This is a genomic window from Pandoraea terrae, from assembly GCF_902459695.1.
GTDB lineage: Bacteria > Pseudomonadota > Gammaproteobacteria > Burkholderiales > Burkholderiaceae > Pandoraea > Pandoraea terrae.
In genome coordinates this window covers 1-19477 of the sequence record NZ_CABPRZ010000042.1, presented here as the reverse complement: position 1 = coordinate 19477, position 19477 = coordinate 1, and the positions used below count along the sequence as shown (strand labels likewise).

Annotated in this window: 24 protein-coding genes; 7 read left to right on the top strand and 17 right to left on the bottom strand. The window is 62.9% G+C overall.

All coding sequences use genetic code 11. From position 1 onward, the window contains the following. Window positions 1–80: 80 nt before the first annotated feature. Window positions 81–566 (bottom strand): YajQ family cyclic di-GMP-binding protein, encoded by a 486-nt coding sequence (locus tag PTE30175_RS27110; protein WP_150700175.1) that lies wholly within the window; start codon window positions 564–566, stop codon window positions 81–83. A 137-nt stretch (window positions 567–703) separates the two neighbouring features. Between PTE30175_RS27110 and murB the strand changes: the two genes are divergently transcribed. Next, a complete protein-coding gene (gene murB, locus PTE30175_RS27105; RefSeq protein WP_150700174.1) occupies window positions 704–1720 on the top strand; it encodes a UDP-N-acetylmuramate dehydrogenase in 1017 nt (338 codons plus the stop codon). A 26-nt stretch (window positions 1721–1746) separates the two neighbouring features. Here the strand turns inward: murB and ppnP are convergent, their stop codons facing one another. Together ppnP and argF are read right to left on the bottom strand one after the other, a co-directional pair. Then, a complete protein-coding gene (ppnP, locus tag PTE30175_RS27100; protein WP_150700173.1) occupies window positions 1747–2070 on the bottom strand; it encodes a pyrimidine/purine nucleoside phosphorylase in 324 nt (107 codons plus the stop codon). A 101-nt stretch (window positions 2071–2171) separates the two neighbouring features. After that, complete coding sequence (argF, locus tag PTE30175_RS27095) at window positions 2172–3101, bottom strand: ornithine carbamoyltransferase (RefSeq protein ID WP_150700172.1); 930 nt, start codon at window positions 3099–3101, stop codon at window positions 2172–2174. A 260-nt stretch (window positions 3102–3361) separates the two neighbouring features. On the opposite strand from argF, the gene PTE30175_RS27090 reads away from it, so the two are divergent. Beyond that, a complete protein-coding gene (locus PTE30175_RS27090; protein WP_150700171.1) occupies window positions 3362–3679 on the top strand; it encodes a DUF3579 domain-containing protein in 318 nt (105 codons plus the stop codon). A 129-nt stretch (window positions 3680–3808) separates the two neighbouring features. Here the strand turns inward: PTE30175_RS27090 and rpsT are convergent, their stop codons facing one another. After that, entirely contained in the window at window positions 3809–4081 is a 273-nt protein-coding gene (rpsT, locus tag PTE30175_RS27085) for a 30S ribosomal protein S20 (protein WP_150700170.1), read from the bottom strand. A gap of 188 nt (window positions 4082–4269) precedes the next feature. Here rpsT and murJ point away from each other — a divergent pair, with 188 nt between their 5' ends. Further along, window positions 4270–5820 (top strand): murein biosynthesis integral membrane protein MurJ, encoded by a 1551-nt coding sequence (gene murJ / locus PTE30175_RS27080; RefSeq protein WP_150700169.1) that lies wholly within the window; start codon window positions 4270–4272, stop codon window positions 5818–5820. Window positions 5821–5868: 48 nt separating this feature from the next. Next, complete coding sequence (locus PTE30175_RS27075; protein ID WP_150700168.1) at window positions 5869–6735, top strand: SirB1 family protein; 867 nt, start codon at window positions 5869–5871, stop codon at window positions 6733–6735. Window positions 6736–6801: 66 nt separating this feature from the next. On the opposite strand, the gene PTE30175_RS27070 is transcribed toward PTE30175_RS27075, so the two are convergent. The 8 genes from PTE30175_RS27070 to PTE30175_RS27035 form a co-directional block, all read right to left on the bottom strand. Next, window positions 6802–7296 carry an Mpo1 family 2-hydroxy fatty acid dioxygenase gene (locus tag PTE30175_RS27070; protein ID WP_191629245.1) on the bottom strand — a complete coding sequence of 165 codons (495 nt, stop codon included), beginning with the start codon at window positions 7294–7296 and terminating at the stop codon, window positions 6802–6804. Window positions 7297–7454: 158 nt separating this feature from the next. Then, window positions 7455–8213, bottom strand: a complete 759-nt coding sequence (locus tag PTE30175_RS27065) for an SDR family NAD(P)-dependent oxidoreductase (protein WP_150700166.1) — start codon at window positions 8211–8213, stop codon at window positions 7455–7457. 192 nt (window positions 8214–8405) lie between these two features. Beyond that, complete coding sequence (gene adk / locus PTE30175_RS27060) at window positions 8406–9071, bottom strand: adenylate kinase (RefSeq protein WP_150700165.1); 666 nt, start codon at window positions 9069–9071, stop codon at window positions 8406–8408. A 313-nt stretch (window positions 9072–9384) separates the two neighbouring features. Beyond that, a complete protein-coding gene (gene kdsB, locus PTE30175_RS27055; protein WP_150700164.1) occupies window positions 9385–10176 on the bottom strand; it encodes a 3-deoxy-manno-octulosonate cytidylyltransferase in 792 nt (263 codons plus the stop codon). 8 nt (window positions 10177–10184) lie between these two features. Beyond that, window positions 10185–10403 (bottom strand): Trm112 family protein, encoded by a 219-nt coding sequence (locus tag PTE30175_RS27050; protein ID WP_150700163.1) that lies wholly within the window; start codon window positions 10401–10403, stop codon window positions 10185–10187. Further along, a complete protein-coding gene (lpxK, locus tag PTE30175_RS27045; protein WP_150700162.1) occupies window positions 10384–11427 on the bottom strand; it encodes a tetraacyldisaccharide 4'-kinase in 1044 nt (347 codons plus the stop codon). Before lpxK ends, PTE30175_RS27050 begins: the two co-directional genes overlap by 20 nt. Then, window positions 11424–11867 carry an ExbD/TolR family protein gene (locus tag PTE30175_RS27040; RefSeq protein ID WP_150700161.1) on the bottom strand — a complete coding sequence of 148 codons (444 nt, stop codon included), beginning with the start codon at window positions 11865–11867 and terminating at the stop codon, window positions 11424–11426. The genes lpxK and PTE30175_RS27040 overlap by 4 nt, the downstream gene beginning before the upstream one ends. An 18-nt stretch (window positions 11868–11885) precedes the next feature. Beyond that, a complete protein-coding gene (locus PTE30175_RS27035; RefSeq protein ID WP_150700160.1) occupies window positions 11886–12500 on the bottom strand; it encodes a MotA/TolQ/ExbB proton channel family protein in 615 nt (204 codons plus the stop codon). Between the two features lie 447 nt (window positions 12501–12947). Here PTE30175_RS27035 and xseA point away from each other — a divergent pair, with 447 nt between their 5' ends. After that, complete coding sequence (xseA, locus tag PTE30175_RS27030; protein ID WP_150700159.1) at window positions 12948–14321, top strand: exodeoxyribonuclease VII large subunit; 1374 nt, start codon at window positions 12948–12950, stop codon at window positions 14319–14321. Window positions 14322–14524: 203 nt separating this feature from the next. After that, window positions 14525–15103: a superoxide dismutase [Fe] gene (sodB, locus tag PTE30175_RS27025; RefSeq protein WP_150700158.1), complete on the top strand. Its 579-nt coding sequence runs from the start codon at window positions 14525–14527 to the stop codon at window positions 15101–15103. A gap of 113 nt (window positions 15104–15216) precedes the next feature. Here the strand turns inward: sodB and PTE30175_RS27020 are convergent, their stop codons facing one another. The 4 genes from PTE30175_RS27020 to PTE30175_RS27005 all read right to left on the bottom strand — a co-directional run bounded on the left by PTE30175_RS27020 (window position 15217) and on the right by PTE30175_RS27005 (window position 17050). After that, entirely contained in the window at window positions 15217–15609 is a 393-nt protein-coding gene (locus tag PTE30175_RS27020) for a DUF192 domain-containing protein (RefSeq protein WP_150700183.1), read from the bottom strand. A 217-nt stretch (window positions 15610–15826) separates the two neighbouring features. After that, complete coding sequence (locus PTE30175_RS27015; RefSeq protein WP_150700157.1) at window positions 15827–16030, bottom strand: hypothetical protein; 204 nt, start codon at window positions 16028–16030, stop codon at window positions 15827–15829. A gap of 126 nt (window positions 16031–16156) precedes the next feature. Beyond that, window positions 16157–16393, bottom strand: a complete 237-nt coding sequence (locus tag PTE30175_RS27010) for a hypothetical protein (RefSeq protein WP_150700156.1) — start codon at window positions 16391–16393, stop codon at window positions 16157–16159. 54 nt (window positions 16394–16447) lie between these two features. Then, a complete protein-coding gene (locus PTE30175_RS27005; protein WP_150700155.1) occupies window positions 16448–17050 on the bottom strand; it encodes a pseudouridine synthase in 603 nt (200 codons plus the stop codon). Window positions 17051–17310: 260 nt separating this feature from the next. Between PTE30175_RS27005 and icd the strand changes: the two genes are divergently transcribed. Further along, a complete protein-coding gene (gene icd, locus PTE30175_RS27000; protein ID WP_150700154.1) occupies window positions 17311–18564 on the top strand; it encodes an NADP-dependent isocitrate dehydrogenase in 1254 nt (417 codons plus the stop codon). Window positions 18565–18750: 186 nt separating this feature from the next. Here the strand turns inward: icd and PTE30175_RS26995 are convergent. After that, window positions 18751–19477: tetratricopeptide repeat protein (locus PTE30175_RS26995; RefSeq protein ID WP_476703894.1), on the bottom strand; the 727-nt coding region annotated here is incomplete at its 5' end.

Sequence of the window (19477 nt, the reverse complement as noted above, 5' to 3'; positions counted from 1 at the left end):
CAGAATCAATGACAACGGGCGCCAGGAAGCGCCCGTTTCGTTTTGCCGACAGTCGGTGAGCGGGTAAGCCGCTCAGCCGCTCAGTCGCGGAAGTTGTTGAAGTCGAGCGGGGTATCCGTGATTTCCTTGCGCAACAAGGCCATGGCCGACTGCAAGTCGTCGCGCTTGGCGCCCGAAATCCGCACGGCGTCACCCTGAATGCTGGCCTGCACCTTCATCTTGCTGTCCTTGATGAGGCGCACGATCTTCTTGGCAAGGTCGGACGTCACGCCCTTCTTCACGGTGATCACCTGTTTCACCTTGTCGCCGCTCACTTTCTCGATCTTGCCGTAGTCGAGGAAACGCACGTCGACCTGGCGTTTGGCCATTTTCGAAATCAGGACGTCGCGCACCTGGCTGAGCTTGAAATCGTCGTCGGCGTGCGCCGTCAGTTCCTGCTCCTTGTGCTCGATGCGGGCGTCGGAACCCTTGAAGTCGAAGCGCGTCGAAATTTCCTTGTTGGCTTGTTCGACCGCATTCTTGATCTCCACCATATTGGCTTCGCAGACCGTGTCAAACGATGGCATTTCGATTTCTCCCAAAAGCTGTCAGGGCCGTGGCGGGACGGCCGGTATAATGCGCAATCATTGAATTTGACCGACATTGTAATTCAGCCGTGCGTCCCGGTTAAGCCCGTGGCGCGTGGCGCTGCCTGATTCTCCCCATGCCCGAGCTGCAACGCGATTTTTCCCTGCGCGAACACAATACTTTCGGTTTGCCCGCCATGGCGCGTTTCGCCGTGGCCGTGCGCGACGAAGACGACCTGCGCGCCGCGCTCGCCTTGCCTGAAGGGCAGGGGCTGCCGCGCCTCGTGTTGGGCGGAGGCAGCAATCTTGTGTTGACGCGTGACTTCGACGGCCTCGTGCTGAAGATGGCGATCCAGGGGCGGGCATGCATTGCGCAAAGCACCGATGCGTGGCTTGTGGAGGCAGGCGCGGGACAGACGTGGCACGATTTCGTCGCCTGGACGCTCGAGATGGGCTGGCCCGGCCTCGAAAACCTCGCGCTGGTTCCCGGCACGGTGGGGGCTGCCCCGATCCAGAACATCGGCGCCTACGGCCTCGAGGTGGCCGAGCGTTTTGCGTATCTGCGCGCGCTCGACACGGCGTCGGGCGAATTCGTCGCGCTTGACGCCGCCGCCTGCCGTTTCGGCTACCGCGACAGCCTGTTCAAGCAGCAACCCGGCCGTTATATCGTCACTCGGGTGACATTTCGACTGCCGCGCCCGTGGCAACCCGTCACCGGGTATGCGGATGTCTCGCGCACGCTGGCCGAGCGCGCCGTTGCAACGCCCGCGCCACGCGATATCTTCGATGCGGTGGTGGATATCCGCCGTCGCAAGTTGCCCGACCCGGCGGATATCGGCAATGCAGGCAGCTTTTTCAAGAACCCGGTGGTCGACGCCGCCACGTTCGCCGCATTGCGTGCGCGCTTTCCCGACATCGTCGGCTATGCGCAGCCGTCAGGGGCGTGGAAGGTGGCGGCGGGGTGGATGATCGACCAGTGCGGCTGGCGTGGCCGCACCATGGGGCAAGCGGGTGTGCATGAGCGCCAGGCGCTGGTCCTGATTAATCGGGGTGGGGCGACCGGCGCGGACGTGGTGGCGTTGTCGCGCGCCATTCAGGCGAGCGTGGCCGAACGTTTCGGCGTGACGCTCGAACCCGAACCCGTCATGCTTTGATAGGCGTTGCGCCGGTTGGAAAACGTTCAGCCGTAATGGCAAACGTAATCGAGGGTTTCCAGCACTTCGATATCGAACTTGCTGTTGCCCGGTACCGAGAACTGCTGGCCTGCGGCGTATTCCTGCCAGTCGCTCTGACCGGCCAGGCGGATGCGGCAACGGCCGCCGGTGACTTCCATGACTTCCGGCGCTTCGGTGCCGAATTGCAGCGCGGCCGGGAAAATCACGCCCAGCGTCTTGCGGGTGCCGTCTGCAAACTTCACGGTGTGCGACACGCACTTGCCATCGAAATAGACGTTGGCGCGCTTGACCACGGAGACGTTATCGAATTGCGAGTTGTTCTGCGTCATGATGAAAATCGGAAAGTTGTAACGCGGCAAATGCCGCATGGGTTGAGTTCATAAATGATAGCGGAAGGCGGCCACTTTCATCGGGCCGCCCGCAAGGGTGCTCAGGCCGTCAAGCGGCCCAGCAGCAGATATTCCATCAGGGCCTTCTGCACGTGCAGACGGTTCTCGGCCTCGTCCCACACAACGCTTTGCGGGCCGTCGATGACTTCTGCGGACACTTCTTCGCCGCGGTGAGCGGGCAGGCAGTGCATGAAGAGCGCATCCGGCTTGGCCTGTCCCATCAGGTCCGCGTTCACGCACCATTGGGCGAAGGCCGCCTTGCGCACTTCGTTTTCCGCTTCATAGCCCATGCTGGTCCAGACGTCGGTCGACACGAGGTCGGCGCCCGCGCACGCCGCGCGCGGATCCTCGAACTCACGCACGAACGGACGGCTGGACTCGGCGACCAGCTTCTGGTCGAGACGATAACCCGGCGGCGTCGAGATGTGGAACGTGAAGCCGAAGATTTCGGCGGCCTGAATCCACGTGTACGACATATTGTTGGCGTCGCCGATCCACGTCACGGTCTTGCCCTTGATCGGGCCGCGCTGCTCGTAATACGTGAAGATGTCGGCGAGGACCTGGCACGGGTGGTACTCATTGGTGAGCCCGTTGATGACCGGCACACGCGAGTGCTGACTGAAGCGCTCCAGGATCTCCTGGCCGAACGTACGGATCATGATGATGTCGGTCATCCGTGAAATGACCTGCGCGGCATCCTCGATCGGCTCGCCGCGGCCAAGCTGCGTGTCGCGTGTGTTCAGGAACACGGCGTGGCCGCCCAGTTGGTGGATGCCGGCTTCGAACGACAGGCGTGTGCGGGTCGAGCTCTTCTCGAAGATCATCGCCAGCGTGCGGTCGTGCAGCGGATGGTAGGTCTCGTAGTTCTTGAACTTGCGTTTCAGGATGCGCGCGCGCTCGAGGACGTAGTCGTACTCTTCGAGCGAGAAGTCGTTGAACTGCAAGTAGTGCTTGATCGGTTTGGCTGTCATCTTGGCGTTGCGTTGCTCTGTATGCGGTCGGCGCCGGCGCGCAGGGACCCTAAGTCTACCAAATCGTTTTGGCGTCACACGAATGGCGTATGATCAAGACCGCTGCCAGCACAGGAAAGATGGCTTGGCAAGCGCTAAAAAAACATCGGCGGTGACGGCTGGCGACGGGTTTAAGTCTTATATAAGATATAATACTGACTCTGCCGGCGACGCTTACCCGCGACGGCCGGCGCAGGTGTTTTATGAGGTGATTGAGCGATATGACCGACCAGGTTACCGCGCGCGAGTATTTCATCCAGGGCATCACCCGGGATGGCAAGAAGTTCCGGCCCAGCGATTGGGCGGAGCGTCTGTGCGGCGTCATGTCGTGTTTTGGCCGAAGCAGCGCTGCCGGCCCGCACGCGCACATGCAATACTCCCCCTACGTCCGCCCGATGCAAGTGGGCGATGTGAAATGTGTCGTGGTCGACGAACGACTGCGCCAGATCGAGCCGATGGCGTTCGATTTCGTGCTGAACTTCGCCCGCGACAACGATCTGCAACTGACCGAAGCTTGTACCATTCCCGATCCGGCGTGAGACCCAATGAAAAAAGCCCGCGCGAAGCGGGCTTTTTTCATGTTCCGGCCTGAGCCGGAAACGGCAGGCAACTCGTAGCAGCCGCCATGAGGCAGCTTGCGCGGGTAGCCTGTATCGCTGACGCTGCTATCAGGCAGCGCTGGTCATGGCCTTGATGGCGGCCGACAGGCGGCTCTTCTGACGGGCAGCGGTGTTCTTGTGAACGATCTTCTTGTCGGCGATGATGTCGATCGTCTTGGCCGACGTGCGCAGCACTTCCTTGGCGGCAGCGGGGTCACCCGCGGCGATGGCCTTGCGGACAGCCTTGACAGCCGTGCGCAGACGCGAACGCAGTGCCGAGTTGTGTGCGTTGAGCTTGACGGTTTGACGAGCGCGCTTGCGCGCCTGAGCGGTATTTGCCATGTTCTGTGAATTCCTTGAATTGCTCCGCCTGATGCGGCCTATGCAGTTTTATCCGGATTGGCGAGGCTTCCCGGGAGACACGGTAAGGCCAGGAAGCAATCCATTGACTTCTAAACCAACGATTATAGCGCAGGTTTTCAGAATCTTGCAATGCCCGGGGCATTTGCTGTGCGTATAATACGCGCAACATGAATTTGCTCAAAGCCCTAGCCACGGTCAGCGGGTTTACGATGCTCTCGCGCATCACCGGACTGATCCGTGAAATCCTGATCGCCCGCATGTTCGGCGCCGGTCCCATGACCGACGCCTACAATGTCGCATTCCGTATTCCGAACCTGCTGCGCCGGCTATCGGCCGAGGGCGCGTTTTCGCAGGCCTTCGTGCCGATCCTGGCGGAATTCAAGTCGCAACGCGGTGAAGACGACACGAAGCGGCTCGTCGATTCCGTCGCCACCATCCTGTTCTGGGCGCTTTCCCTGCTGACGGCGGCGGGCGTGCTCGGGGCCGCCGGCGTCGTCTACGCCGTGGCCACGGGCCTGTCGCGCGAAGGCGGCACGTTCGATGCGGCGGTCTTCATGACCCGCGTGATGTTCCCGTACATTACGCTGATTTCCCTGACGACACTCGCCGCGGGCGTGCTCAATACCTGGCGGCAGTTCTCTGTGCCGGCATTTGCGCCGGTGCTGCTCAACGTCAGCTCGATCGTCGCGTCGCTGTGGGTCGCCCCGCACCTGAGAACGCCCGTCTACGCGCTGGCCTATGCCGTGATTGCCGGCGGCGTGCTGCAATTGCTGATCCAGTTGCCGGCGCTCGCACGCATCGGGATGATGCCGCGCATTTCGTTCAACGTCCGTGCCGCCTTGCGCAACAAGGGCGTCAAGCGGGTCCTCTCGAAGATGGTGCCGGCGACGCTGGCCGTGTCTGTCGCGCAGGTCAGCCTTATCATCAACACCAATATTGCGTCGCGGCTGGCGCAGGGTAGCGTCTCGTGGCTGGCCTACGCGGACCGGTTGATGGAATTCCCGACCGCGCTGCTCGGCGTCGCCCTCGGCACGATCCTGCTGCCCAGTCTGGCGCGCGCCCACGCCGACGGCGACCCGCATGAATACTCGTCCCTGCTGGACTGGGGCTTGCGCCTGACGTTCCTGCTGGCGGCGCCAAGCGCCGTCGGGCTGTTCGTCTACGCCGGGCCGCTGACGGCCACGCTGTACCAGTACGGCCGTTTCGACGCGACCGACGTGGTCATGACCGCGCACGCGCTGACGGCGTATGGCGTCGGGCTGGTGGGCCTGATCCTGATCAAGATCCTTGCGCCCGGCTTTTACGCCAAGCAGGATATCAAGACGCCGGTGCAGATTGCCGTGGTCGTGCTGATCGCCACGCAGTTGTCGAACTTGCTGTTTGTGCGCTGGTTCGCGCATGCGGGGCTGTCCCTGTCGATCGGCGTGGGCGCCTGCATGAACGCGGCGCTTCTGTTTGTCGGGCTTTATCGGCGCGGCATCTACCGTCCCGCGCCTGGCTGGAAGCTGTTTTTCGTGCAGTTGCTGGCCGCATGCTTGTTGTTGGCGGGCATGCTACTGTGGTTCACGCAAAGCTTCGACTGGATCGCGCTGGGCGAACGCCCGGTCGCGCGTATCGCACTATTGGGCGCCAGTCTGGTCCTATGCGGTGTGCTGTATTTCGGGGCATTATTCATCATGGGTTTCAATTTCGCGTTCTTCCGGCGGCGCGTGGCCTGATCGTCCGGGCCGAGCCGCTGCCGTGGCGCATATCGACGGACAGACCGCATGGCGAATCGTTTTCTCGAGTATTTCGCGAGCCTGGTGGCCTCGGACGAGGGCCTGCCTCTCACCGAGGCGGCTGTGGCCCTCGCGCAGGACGCGTACCCCGACCTTGACGTCCAGGGCACGCTGACGCAAATCGACGGTTTGGCCGCCCGCCTTGCCAAGCGGCTGCCGGCCGACGCAGGTCAATTGCAGAAGCTGCAGCTGCTCGATCACTTTTTCTTCCGCGAACTCGGCTTTTCCGCCAATCAGAACGACTACTACGACCCGGACAACAGCCATCTCCATGTGGTGCTGGACCGGCGTCGCGGCATCCCGATTTCGCTTGCCGTCTTGTGCATGGAGATTGGTCAACAGATCGGTTTGCCGCTGCGCGGGTTGTCGTTTCCGGGGCATTTCCTGATGCGCCTGGCGGTACCTGCCGGCGACGTCGTGATCGATCCGTTGTCGGGGCAATCCTTGTCACCGCAACGACTGCTCGAGATGGTCGAACCCTATCTCAGGCACTACCGCGACGAGAGCGCCGAGCCGATCCAGGAGTTGGCGCTCTGGGCGCTGTTGCACCCGTTTCTGGAGCCGGCATCGCCACGCGAGATTCTGGCGAGGATGCTGCGCAATCTTCGCGCCATCTACACTCAAAGCGAGCGCTGGGAACGTGTGCTGGCGGTGCAGGAGCGCATGGTGCTGGTATTGCCCGATGCGCCGGCGGAACGCCGCGATCGCGGGCTTGCCTATGCCCGTCTGAATCTGGTGCGCCCCGCGCAGGAAGATCTGGAGTTTTATCTGTCGCAGCGCGGCGAATCTGACGACGCAGACGCGGTGCGGCACATGCTCGACGATTTGAGCCGCCGCCCGGGCGGACACGGCTGAGCAGGACTGGGCACGGCCCGCAGAGGGGCGCACGTGCAGTGCGCGGCGTTGCCCGCGCGTCCGTCGTCAGGCCGATCGCGCCGCCAGCTGTTCCACGCGCCGGCGCAAGCCGGGCTTGTAGCCGAAGAAGAAGAACAGCTCGGCCATCAGGAAAATCGGGGCGATGAACACCTGGAAGAAATTATCGAGCAGCGCCGGCTTGCGGCCCTCGAAGTGATGCCCCACCAGCTGGAAAATCCAGCCGCCGACAAACAATACGAAGAATGCCCCCAGGCCCCATGTCCAGGGAAGCCGGGACAAATGCCGGGCCGCGGCCAGCATGAGGGCCGAGAACGCCGTCATCGCAAGCGCGAGCGGTACGTCGAGCACGAAGTAGTACATCAACAACACCAGCACGAACACGTGCGCGGCGTTCAGGCCGCTCGGGCCGAGCGGGACCCACGACAGCAACAGCAGGATCGCCAGCATGATCGCCGGGACGCCAATGAAGTGGGTAAGACGGTTCTTGGGACTGCGGTGGTAGCGCTGGTAGAACGACATCTGTTCAGCCAGGGATTTCATGCCAACCTCCTGCCGGGGAATCGCGGGGCGCCGGTGACGGGACCGGCGTCGAGACCGGCCGCGCAGCATGACCTGGGCGGCCGGGCTTCCATTGTAGTCAGGAATCGGTGTGCCGTTTGGTGCGGTGCAGCATGCGTGGCCGTGTGCGCCGGGGACGGTTATTTCGGCTGCATCCGGATCGCGCCGTCGAGCCGGATGACTTCGCCATTGAGCATCGGATTGCGGATGATCTGCTCGACGAGCATGGCGTATTCGGCCGGCTTGCCGAGCCGGGGCGGGAACGGCACCATCTTGCCCAGCGCATCCTGCACGTCCTGCGGCATGCCGAGCATCATCGGCGTCTCGAACAGGCCCGGCGCGATGGTCATCACGCGAATGCCGCGCTTCGACAGGTCGCGCGCCACCGGCAGCGTCAGGCTCGCCACACCGCCTTTGGACGCCGCATAGGCGGCCTGGCCGATCTGGCCGTCGTAGGCCGCCACCGAGGCGGTGTTGATGATGACCCCTCGCTCGCCTTCCCCGTTCGGTTCGTTCATGGTCATCTGGGCCGCTGCGAGACGAATCATGTTGAACGTGCCGATCAGGTTGATCTGGATGACCTTGGCGAATGTATCGAGGGGGTGGGGGCCATCCTTGCCGACGGTCTTGCAGCCGATCGCGATGCCCGCGCAATTGACGAGCCCGCGCAACGTACCGCGCTGGCGCGCGGCGGCGACCACCGCTTCGCCGTCGTCGGCACGGGTCACGTCGCACTTGACGAAGCCGCCGGCGAGGTGATCGGCCAGCTTCCGGCCTTCGGTTTCATTCAGATCCGCCAGCACCACTTGCGCGCCAAGGCCACGGAGCCAGCGTGCCGCCGCCGCCCCCAGACCCGATGCGCCACCCGTAACGATGAACACGTTGTCCTGGATTTCCATGCCGCCTCCCATATGAGTCGTCAACCGGCATGCCGGATAATGCCGAAACCGGCATGGACCTCCGCGCGCCGTTGACCGTATTCTACCGGCGGCAACGTGCGTGCATGCACGTGCCCGCGGAAACGAAAAAAGCGGCCGAAGCCGCCTTTCTCATCGGCCGTGGGGACGGCCTTGTCTAACGTCGGGCGTTGCTTACTTCAGCGCCTCGAACACGCGGGCGCGGATGTCGTCGACACTGCCCAGCCCCGAGATCTTGCGGTATTGCGGCGCGGCGACCGAGGCGCTTGCGCTGGCATTGTCCGCCCAAGCCGAGTAATACGCCACCAGCGGCTTGGTCTGCGCTTCGTAGACTTCAAGACGCTTCTTGACGGTCTCTTCCTTGTCGTCGTCGCGCTGCACCAGCGGTTCGCCCGTCACGTCGTCGACGCCTTCGGTTTTCGGCGGATTGAACTTGACGTGGTAAGTGCGGCCCGATGCCGGATGCGTGCGGCGGCCGCTCATGCGGGAGATGATTTCGTCGAACGGCACGTCGATTTCAAGCACGTAGTCGATGGCAACACCGGCTTCCTTCATCGCTTCCGCCTGCGGGATCGTGCGCGGGAAACCGTCAAAAAGGTAACCCTTGGCGCAATCGTCCTGCGTCAGGCGCTCCTTGACCATGCCGATGATGACCTGATCCGGCACCAATTCGCCAGCATCCATGAACTTCTTGGCTTCGAGGCCCAATGACGTGCCGGCCTTGATCGCCGCGCGCAGCATGTCGCCGGTCGAAATCTGGGGAATGCCGAACTTTTCCTTGATGAAAGTCGCTTGGGTGCCCTTGCCGGCTCCGGGTGCCCCCAACAAAATCAGACGCATCGATGACTCCTGATAGATTGTGATTTATGAATGCGGTTCTTGCGGCGGGCATGGGAGACCGGTCGGCGTGCCTGCGTTGGCATTGCGGCGCCGTTTTTTTGGGGGGCGATCAACCGGACTCTGCTCGCTGGATCACAGCGATTATGCCACGATGCGTCGGATGGCCGACGATTTTAGGGGCAGGCACGGCCCAAAATGGAACGATCGGGACGCAAGCGACGCCTGCGCGCGGTGCACGACCCGGCCGTCGGCAGGGCGGCAGATCCCGCCCACGCGGACGCCGGGCCGGGATTCGGCGATCGGATCCCCGGGGCTACGCGCCGAGCAGCGCCCGAACCCGAGTCAGATCCTCCGGTGTGTCTACGCCCGGCAGGGGGATGTCGTTCGTCAGCAACACAGCGATCCGTTCGCCGTGCCACATGGCGCGCAGTTGTTCCAGCGATTCGGCCATCTCGATCGGCGCTTGCGCCAGCGTCGGATAGCTGCGCAGGAACGACGCGCGATAGGCATACAGCCCGATATGCCGATAGATCGGCGTTTCCGGCGCGGGCAGGCTGTCGGTCTGCGTCAGGCCCGCTTTCCAGGCGTCGCGGGCCCAGGGAATCGGCGCTCGCGAGAAGTACAGCGCCCGCCCGCGTGCGTCGAGCACGACCTTGACGACGTTCGGGTTGAAGATTTCGTCGTTCGCGTGAATCGGATGCGCCGCCGTGGCGAGCGCGCATTCGGGATGCGCCGCGAGATGCGCCGCCACCGCCTGCACCAGCAAGGGGTCGATCAGCGGTTCGTCGCCCTGGACGTTGACCACGATCGTGTCGTCCGGCCACCCGAGCTGTTCGGCGACTTCCGCGAGACGGTCGGTGCCGGTCGGATGGTCGGCACGCGTGAGCCGCACGTCGAAACCATAGGCCGCCACGGCGTCGAACACACTTTGCGCGTCGGTCGCGACCACCACCTGGCGCGCCCCCGATTCGCGCGCACGTTCCGCGACGCGCACGACCATCGGCTTGCCGGCCAGATCGACCAACGGCTTGTTCGGCAATCGGGTCGAGGCGAGGCGGGCGGGGACGACCGCGACGAAATCGGTGGCGGGCGCGGCAGGCTTCACGGGCGCACTCACTTCGCAGGCGTGTCCGATGGGCCCGACGGCTCGAGCGGCACGGGTGTGCCTTCGACTGACTGGCGGGCCTCATCGGCCAGCATCACAGGGATGCCGTCGCGAATCGGGTAGGCGAGTTTGTCCGCGTGGCAAATCAGTTCCTGGGCTTTCTTGTCGTACGCCAGGGGGCCCTTGCACAACGGGCAGACGAGAATTTCAAACAGTCGGGTGTCCACGCAATTTCTCCACTACCAGGGATACCAGGCGCGCATCCAGCGCGGCCTCGGCGGGCACGGCCCACAAGCGCGGGTCGGACCAGGTCAGGCATTTTACTGCATCCTTTTCGGTAATCAGGATGGCGTCGGCGTTCGCGGCGTCGAACGGATTGGCGGCAAAATCGAAATGGTCAGGCAAGGCGAGCACGTCGAGCGTCAACCCCGCAGCGCGCAGCGCAGCGAAGAAGCGCTCCGGGGCGCCGATGCCCGCCGCCGCAAGTACGCGGCGCCCGGCAAAATGCGCGAGCGGCCGCCGCAGTTCCGGCTGGCTCACCGACCAGGCGTCGCCGAGCGACAGCGTCAAACGCCAGGTGTCGGGCCAGTCGGGCAGGGCGTTGGCGTAAGGGTCATTGACGAGGTTGGCGTCACGCAGGCGCGACAGCGGTTCGCGCAACGGGCCGGCCGGCAGCAGGAAGCCGTTGCCGGCCAGACGGTGATCGAACACGGCGATCTCGACGTCGCGGGCGAGCGCATAGTGTTGCAGGCCGTCGTCGCAGACGATTACGTCGCACGCCGGATGCGCCGCCAGCAGTGCATGGCCGCTTTCGGCGCGGGCCGGCCAAACCCATACGGGGGCACCGGTGCGTCGCGCGATCAGGAGCGGCTCGTCCCCGACGTCGGACGGCGAATCGCCCGCCCGGACTTCGCGCGGCGCCGACAGCTTCACGCCGTAGCCGCGCGAGAGCACCCCGGGTGTGTATCCATGCGCGCGCAGGGCGCCGATCAAGGCGATGACTGTCGGCGTCTTGCCAGTGCCGCCGACGGTCAGGTTGCCGACCACGACGACCGGCACGGGCAGCCGCACGGTTTTGCGCCACCCCATGCGGAAGCCAAGGCGGCGCCATGCTGCCGCGGCCGCGAAGCCCCATGAAAACGGCCAGAGCAGGCACGCTGCAAGACCGCGTCGTTGCCACTGGGCGGTGACCCAATGGACAAGCGGCCCCGACAGGCGGGGGACAAGCGCCCGGGCGCGCGGTGCGCTCATCGCTTCGGATGCCCGGATGCGGCACGCGCGGCGAACGTCAGGCGCGACAGCCCCGCTTCACGCGCAGCTTCCATGACGTTGATGACCGACTGGTGAGAACTTTTCGCGTCTGCGTTGATGACGATCACCGGCTCGTCGGTGCCGGCGCGCTTCCCGGCAGCCGCGCCGCGCAGCGCCGCGGCAAGGCTGGCGACGTCGCGCCCGGGCAGCGTTTGCCTGTCGATCGCGTAGGCGCCATCCACGCCCACCGACACCACGATCTGCTCGGGCGGCTGCATCGCGCGCGCGGCGTCGGCGACCGGCAGGTTCACTTTGAGCGCGGTATAGCGCGTGTACGTCGTGGTGATCATCAGGAAGATGAGAATCACCAGCAGCACGTCGATCAACGGGATCAGGTTGATCTCGGGTTCGGCTTTCTGAAGGCCTCGGCGAAAGTTCATGAGACGTCGCCTCGCCGCTCAGTGCCGGGGCAGCGTGGCATCGAGGAAATGCACCGCCTGCGTTTCGAGTTCGACGAGAAACGCGTCGACGCGCGCGCGATACATTCGATAGAAGATCATCGCGGGAATGGCAATCATGAGCCCGAAGCCGGTGTTGTAGAGCGCCACGGAAATGCCGTGCGCGAGTTGCGCCGGATCGGTGCCCGTGGCGTCCTGCGAGCCAAAGATCTCGATCATGCCGACGACCGTGCCGAACAAGCCCATCAGCGGCGCGACAGACGCGATGGTGCCGAGCGCAGACAGATACTTTTCGAGTTCGTGGGCGACTGCGCGGCCGGTTTCCTCGAGGGCGTCCTTGGCGGCGTCGCGCGGGCCCTTCGGGTTGCCGGCAACGTAGCGCACGCCCGTGGCGAGCACGCGGCCGAGCATCGAGCCACGGGCGAGCTGGTCGGTGGCGTCGCCCTTGCCCTGGCCACGGCGGGCGAGGGCGATGGCGGCATCGAGCGCGCCCGGGGGCAGCACGCGTTCACGGCGCAAGCTGAGCGCGCGTTCGACGATGAGGGCGAGGGCGATGACGGAAGCAATAAGCAATGGCCAGATGGGCCAGCCAGCGGCCTGGATTACGGCAAACAAGGACAACCTCTTGGTGTGAGCGGGGATAACATCGAACAGGCCGCACTGTAGCGCGCGGGCAAGCGACGGGCAAGCGCCGTTTTCCACAAACCGCGCGCATAAGGTTGTATATAAGCATTGAAAAGATTCGCTAAGTCGTTGCGCGGACAACGTTTTTTTGGATTGCTCAAAAATTGGGCTGGAAAACGTTTCAGATTCGATGTGTACCGGTCGGTCGGAAAAATGCCGTATTGTGCTCGCGCCTGTGGATAACTTTGTGAACATGTCGACGAGCATGCGGCAATTGGACGCAGGACCGCGAATACCGACTGGGACATTGCTTTCAAATGCTCATTTTTCGTTTAGAAATCATTGTCTTATGCGTCTGCGAGAGGAATCTCTTCGCACGTACAAGCGAAAACCCTTAAATTAACGGTCCTGTGGACAGATTTTTCCTCGCGAAACCGCATGAACCTTTCCTTTGACGACACACGGCCCGCCGCCGGCGCGGATCGCGTGATAAGTGTTTCAGAATTGAACAAGGCCGTGGCCGGCGTGCTCGAGCGCAGTTTCCCGCTTGCATGGGTCAGCGGCGAGATTTCCAATTTCACGCGTGCCGCGAGCGGGCACTGGTACTTCTCGATCAAGGATGCCCAGGCGCAGATGCGCTGCGTGATGTTTCGGGGGCGCGCGCAATACGCGGACTTCTCGCCGCGTGAGGGCGACCGGGTGGAAGTGCGTGCATTACTCTCGATGTACGTGCCGCGCGGCGAGGTTCAACTCAACGTCGAGGCGATTCGGCGCGCGGGACAGGGCAATCTCTACGAAGCGTTCCTGCGCCTGAAGGAAAAACTGGCTGCCGCCGGGCTGTTCGATGCGCAGCGCAAACGGGCATTGCCGAGCTTCGCGCGACGCGTTGGAGTGGTGACGTCGCTGCAGGCGGCCGCCCTGCGTGATGTGCTCACGACGTTGGCGCGGCGTGCGCCGCACGTCAGCGTGATCGTCTACCCGGCGCCGGTGCAGGGCGCCGACGCGGCCGTGCGATTGGCCGCTGCGCTCGATACGGCCAACGTGCGCAATGAAGTCGACGCCATCCTGCTGTGCCGCGGCGGCGGGTCCATCGAGGATCTGTGGGCCTTCAATGAAGAAGTGCTGGCGCAGGCCATCGCGCGCAGCGGCTTACCCGTCGTGTCGGGCGTCGGGCACGAAACCGACTTCACGATTGCCGATTTCGTGGCAGACGTGCGTGCGCCGACGCCGACGGCGGCCGCCGAAATGATCAGCGCGGCGCGCGACGAATGCTTGCGCTATCTCGAGCGTGACCGCCAGCGGCTGACGCGCGCAATGCGCCGCGTACTGGAACAGCGCGCCCAGCAGCTCGACGGGCTGTCGCGCAGCCTGATCAGTCCACGCGAGCGGCTGGCGCGTCAGCGCGGCACGCTGCTGCACCTGAACGACCGGCTGCGCCACGCGCTGGAACGGCCGCTCGCCCAACGGCGCGGCCGCTTCGAGATGCTGCGGTTGCGGCTCGCACGCGTCGTGCCTGACACCGCATCGCAACATGAGCGGATTACCCTGTTGGCACAGCGTGTCGAGGCCGCCATCGGCCGGAAATTGGAGCGCGATGGACAGCGCATGGACGACTTGTCAGCCAGGCTGGAATTGCTCAACCCGCGCCGAACGTTGCAACGCGGTTACGCGGCGGTACTCGATACGCGCGGGCAGCCGTTGCGGGATCCGCGCAAGCTGCAGCGCGGGCAGCAGGTGACGGTGCACCTGGCCGAAGGCGCGGCCGATGTCGGCATTGGTGACGTTCAGGTCAGGCTTGACGATACTTTTTGAACGGGATGCGGCCCGCTGGCGTCGCCAATGCGCAGGCATCTGCATTGATCGGCGAGCATCGGCGCACAACGCTCCCGCCGTGCCCGAAATCGTCGGTGAAGCGAGTACCCGTGTGGTTTGCGGGGTTTTATCTAACGGACTAGAATCAACGATTCCGGATATTGCAAATCGGGTTCCCCTCAGAGCACAAAGGACAAAACGCCATGGAACATACGCTTCCGCAACTGCCGTATGCGCTTGACGCACTTCAACCGCACATTTCGCAAGAAACCCTGGAATATCACTACGGCAAGCATCATCAAGCCTACGTGACGAACCTGAACAACCTGATCAAAGGCACCGAGTTCGAAAACGCCAGCCTGGAAGACATCATCAAGAAGTCGTCGGGCGGCGTGTTCAACAACGCTGCGCAGATCTGGAACCACACGTTCTTCTGGAACAGCCTGGCACCGAACGCCGGCGGCGCACCGACCGGTGCCCTGGCTGCGGCGATCGACGCCAAGTGGGGCTCGTTCGATGCCTTCAAGGAAGCCTTTTCGAAGTCGGCCATCGGCAACTTCGGTTCGGGCTGGACGTGGCTGGTGAAGAAAGCTGACGGTTCGGTCGACATCGCCAACACGAGCAACGCCGCGACGCCGTTGACCGGCGCCGACAAGCCGCTGCTGACGATCGACGTGTGGGAACACGCGTACTACATCGATTACCGCAATGCCCGTCCGAAGTTTGTCGAGGCATTCTGGAATCTGGCCAACTGGGATTTCGCTGCGAAGAACTTCGCCTGAGCGGACCTCGGCCTCGCTTGCCGGCTTCGCCCCGGCGAGCAGAAAAGCCCACCCTTCGCGGTGGGCTTTTTTGTTATTCGTGCCAACGCGGCACGTTTAATGCACGACTTGCCCTACTGCAGACGTTGCAGACCGCTGATCTTCGCGCCGGGACCGATGCCCTTGTCGCGGAACCAACCCTTGTTCATTTCGAGCGCATAGCGCACGGCGGCGCGCGGGCAGTGATTGTTTTCCGTCTGCGGCGCCATGTCTTCGATGTTCACGATCGTGCCATCGTCGGCGAGAAAGGCGATCGACAGCGGCAGGTTGGTGTTCTTCATCCAGAAACAATGCCCGGCGCGCTGTTCAAATACGAACAGCATGCCCTGATTGGCAGGCATCGTGGTGCGGTACATCAGGCCTTGCTCGCGATCGGCTTCGTTCGCGGCCACTTCGGCCTTGATCAGGAACATCCCTGCGGACAGTTGAACGGTCGGAAATTCGCCCGGCTGCTTCATCTGCGCCATGGCGGGGGTGGGCAAAACGACGGAAAAGGCTGAAACGACGGCGAGTGCGGCGCCCAGGCCAAGCGCGGCGAGCTGGCGCGAGAAACGGATCACGTACGACTCCTGGGAGAGAAGAGGAGCGGACCATTGTAGCCGCCGGACGAAAAAAAAGCAGGCTGCCAGAGCAACCTGCCTTTTCATTCCGACGCGCTTAACGACCGCGCGTGCGGCGCGCCACTTACTTCGCGGCTTCAGGAGCCGAAGCCGGCGCAGCCTTCTTTGCCTTCTTGTGTGCCGACTTCTTGTGCGCCTTCTTGGCAGCAGCCGGCTTGCTTGCAGCGGCCGGAGCGGCGGCAGCAGCGTCAGCGGCCGGAGCCGAAGCTTGTGCGAAAACGCCGGTAGCGAACAGGCCAGCGATCAGGGCAGCGATCAGTTTTTTCATGAGGTTCCTCGTGAAGCGCAATATTAGGTAATGAAACTGGTTGACCCGCGGAGGGAGTCACTTCCAATAACGCGTGCCGCGGCAATCCGTTGACACGCGCGAAGCGACTTTTTCGCGAATTTCTTATTACGGCTTGTTACCGGCCGCCGGCGACATGGCGTGGTGCTTGTGGTGCTTCTTGTGCGCCGTCTTCTTGGCCATCGGGGCCTCGGACTTGGCCGCTGCCGGTGCCGGTGCAGCAGCCGTTGCCGGGGCGACGGCGGGCGCTGCCGGCGCAGCCGGGGCGGTGGCGGGAGCGGACGTTTGGGCGAACGCGCCGGCGGCGAACAGGCCAGCGGTCAGGGCAAGCAGCAGTTTGTTCATGATGTGTGGTTCCTCTGTTTGGACGTCGATGCGTTTTTTTGCGCACCTGTGCCCTTAACGAGGTCGCGGACTCCGGCGTTGACCGGAAAATGTAAGCATTTGTTGCAACACCTCCGCGCCCAGCTCACGCCACTGTCCCGGCGCGAGCTGCTGGTCGAAGACATTGATCGGGCCAATGGCCACGCGCACCAGCCGCAGCGTGGGTTTTCCGACTGCCGCCGTCATGCGCCGAACCTGCCGGTTCTTGCCCTCCGTGAGTGTGATTTCCAGCCAGTGGGTCGGGATGTTGGCGCGGTAGCGGATCGGCGGGTCACGCGTCCAGAGGTGATCGGGCGGCGCGATCTCGCGGGCTTCGCAGGGTTGCGTGATGAAATCGCCGAGATCCAGACCGTCGCGCAGGGTGGCGATGGCCCGTGGATCGAAGGCGCCTTCGACCTGCGCCCAGTAGGTTTTGGGCAGCTTGCGCTCGGGTTCGGCGATACGCGCCTGAATCCGGCCGTCGTCCGTCAACAGCAGAAGGCCTTCGCTGTCCGCGTCGAGACGGCCGGCGGGATAGACGCCGGGGCGGTCGATCCATGCGGCCAGCGACGGCCGGGTAGGGTGCGGCGAAAACTGGCAGATCGTGCCGAAAGGCTTGTTGAGTGCGAGAAGTGTCATGCGGACGAGCGTAGTGCGAGGCTTGGACCTCAACGGGCGGTCATATCACCGGGGAAAATTCAAAACCCGAGAATTCCCGGTCTGGCAAATCGTGAAATAGTAATGCATAATACGAAACCAAGTCTTGTGTCTTATATAAGACTTACCGCCAGATTTCCGGAACAGGCGAGGAGTTATCGGCCAACCGCGTCTAAAATAGACGTGACTTGCCGATAGCGGTACGCGCCGCGCTTTGCCAACTGCCAATATTGGAGCCCACCATGTCGTATCAGCATATCAAGGTCCCGGCCGGTGAGAAGATCACCGTCAACAAGGACTTCTCCCTGAACGTTCCGGATACCCCGATCATTCCCTACATCGAGGGCGACGGTACCGGCTTCGACATTACCCCGGTGATGATCAAGGTTGTCGATGCGGCGGTGCAAAAGGCATACGCCGGCAAAAAGAAGATCAGCTGGATGGAAATCTACGCCGGCGAGAAGTCGACCAAGGTTTACGGTCCGGACGTCTGGTTGCCGGAAGAAACGCTGGAAGTCCTGAAGGACTACGTCGTGTCGATCAAGGGTCCGCTGACGACCCCCGTCGGCGGTGGCATCCGTTCGCTGAACGTTGCCCTGCGCCAACAACTGGATCTGTACGTCTGCATGCGCCCGGTGCAGTACTTCACGGGCGTGCCGTCGCCCGTGCGTGAGCCGCAGAAGATCGACATGGTCATCTTCCGCGAAAACTCGGAAGACATCTACGCCGGCATTGAATGGGAAGCCGAGTCGGAACAGGCGAAGAAGGTCATCGCGTTCCTGCAGAACGAAATGGGCGTGAAGAAGATCCGTTTCCCGGCAACGTCGGGTATCGGTATCAAGCCGGTGTCGAAGGAAGGCACGCAGCGCCTGGTGCGCAAGGCCATCCAGTACGCAATCGACAACGATCGTTCGTCGGTAACCCTGGTGCACAAGGGCAACATCATGAAGTTCACGGAAGGCGGTTTCCGGGATTGGGGCTACGAGCTGGCCCAGCAGGAATTCGGCGCCGAACTGATCGACGGCGGTCCGTGGTGCAAATTCAAGAATCCGAAGACGGGCAAGGAAATCACCGTCAAGGATTCGATTGCCGACGCGTTCCTGCAGCAGATCCTGCTGCGTCCGGCCGAATATGACGTGATCGCCACGCTGAACCTGAACGGCGACTACATCTCGGACGCCCTGGCTGCACAAGTCGGCGGGATCGGCATCGCCCCGGGCGCCAACCTCTCGGATTCGGTGGCCATGTTCGAAGCCACGCACGGCACGGCGCCGAAGTACGCCGGCAAGGATTACGTGAACCCGGGTTCGGAAATCCTGTCGGCTGAAATGATGCTGCGTCACATGGGCTGGACGGAAGCGGCCGACATTATCATCGAGTCGATGAAGAAGGCCATCGCGTCGAAGAAGGTCACGTATGACTTCGCCCGTCTGATGGAAGGCGCGACCCAGGTGTCGTGCTCGGGCTTTGGTCAGGTCATGATCGACCAGATGTAAGCTCGTCTCAGGGTGTCTCACCCGGACTCATAGAACCCCGACAGGTCAAGGCTTGCCGGGGTTTTTCTTTTCACATTTTCGCGCGGTCTGCCTTCAGGCCCTGGACCGCCGGCTTAATGACGGTGGCCAGCACTTCGGGGTCTTTAGACATATGAGGGTGAAGTTGCAAACAGAGGAATATGCGAACTAGGCAGCGAGCTCGGCTGCTCTTGTTTCAAGCAGATCGATGAGTACGCGCTCAACACGACTTCCACCGACGCCAACGCGTTGATCTGCAGATATCCGCTTTAATGTATCGGCTGCCTCAGCGTACTGCCCTCTAGCAAACTGACTGACAGCATCAACCAACCTGAGCGAGAGCCGCGCCTGGTCGCTGGGTTCCCTGGCCGTGATAGCCGCCTTGCTTTGCTCGAGCGCAGCAATATCGCCCGCCGATGCCTGAATCCCGGCAAGATGCAGCGCTATAAACGGATGCGACAGCATAGCGTTGAAGCGCTCGAACAGGGCGGAAACCGCAGCTGAAATCGGACGGGTAGTTCCTGTGCGCAGGTATTCACGCAACAAAAAACCGCCACAATCGGCCAGAGTCAACACCGGACCACAGCGAGTGGTCTCTGGTGCACAGTAACGCTCATAGCGCTGCCATGCCTGTTCGGTTAGCCCCAACTGCCACTCTGCCAGGGCCAAGTGCCACTGCACATGGCTATACATAGCGCCGCCCTCCGCTGACGGGCGGTGTTCATTTAGCCAGTTACCCAGCAAATTCAATGACTCTCCAGGCTCATCCTGATCGTGTAGCACATGCGCATAGCTATGGATAACGTATAGCGCCTGTGGGGTAAGCGCGAATTTACGCACACCGCAGAGAGTTGGCCGGTGGGCTGTGGCTAGATCAGGCAGGTGCCGGTACTTG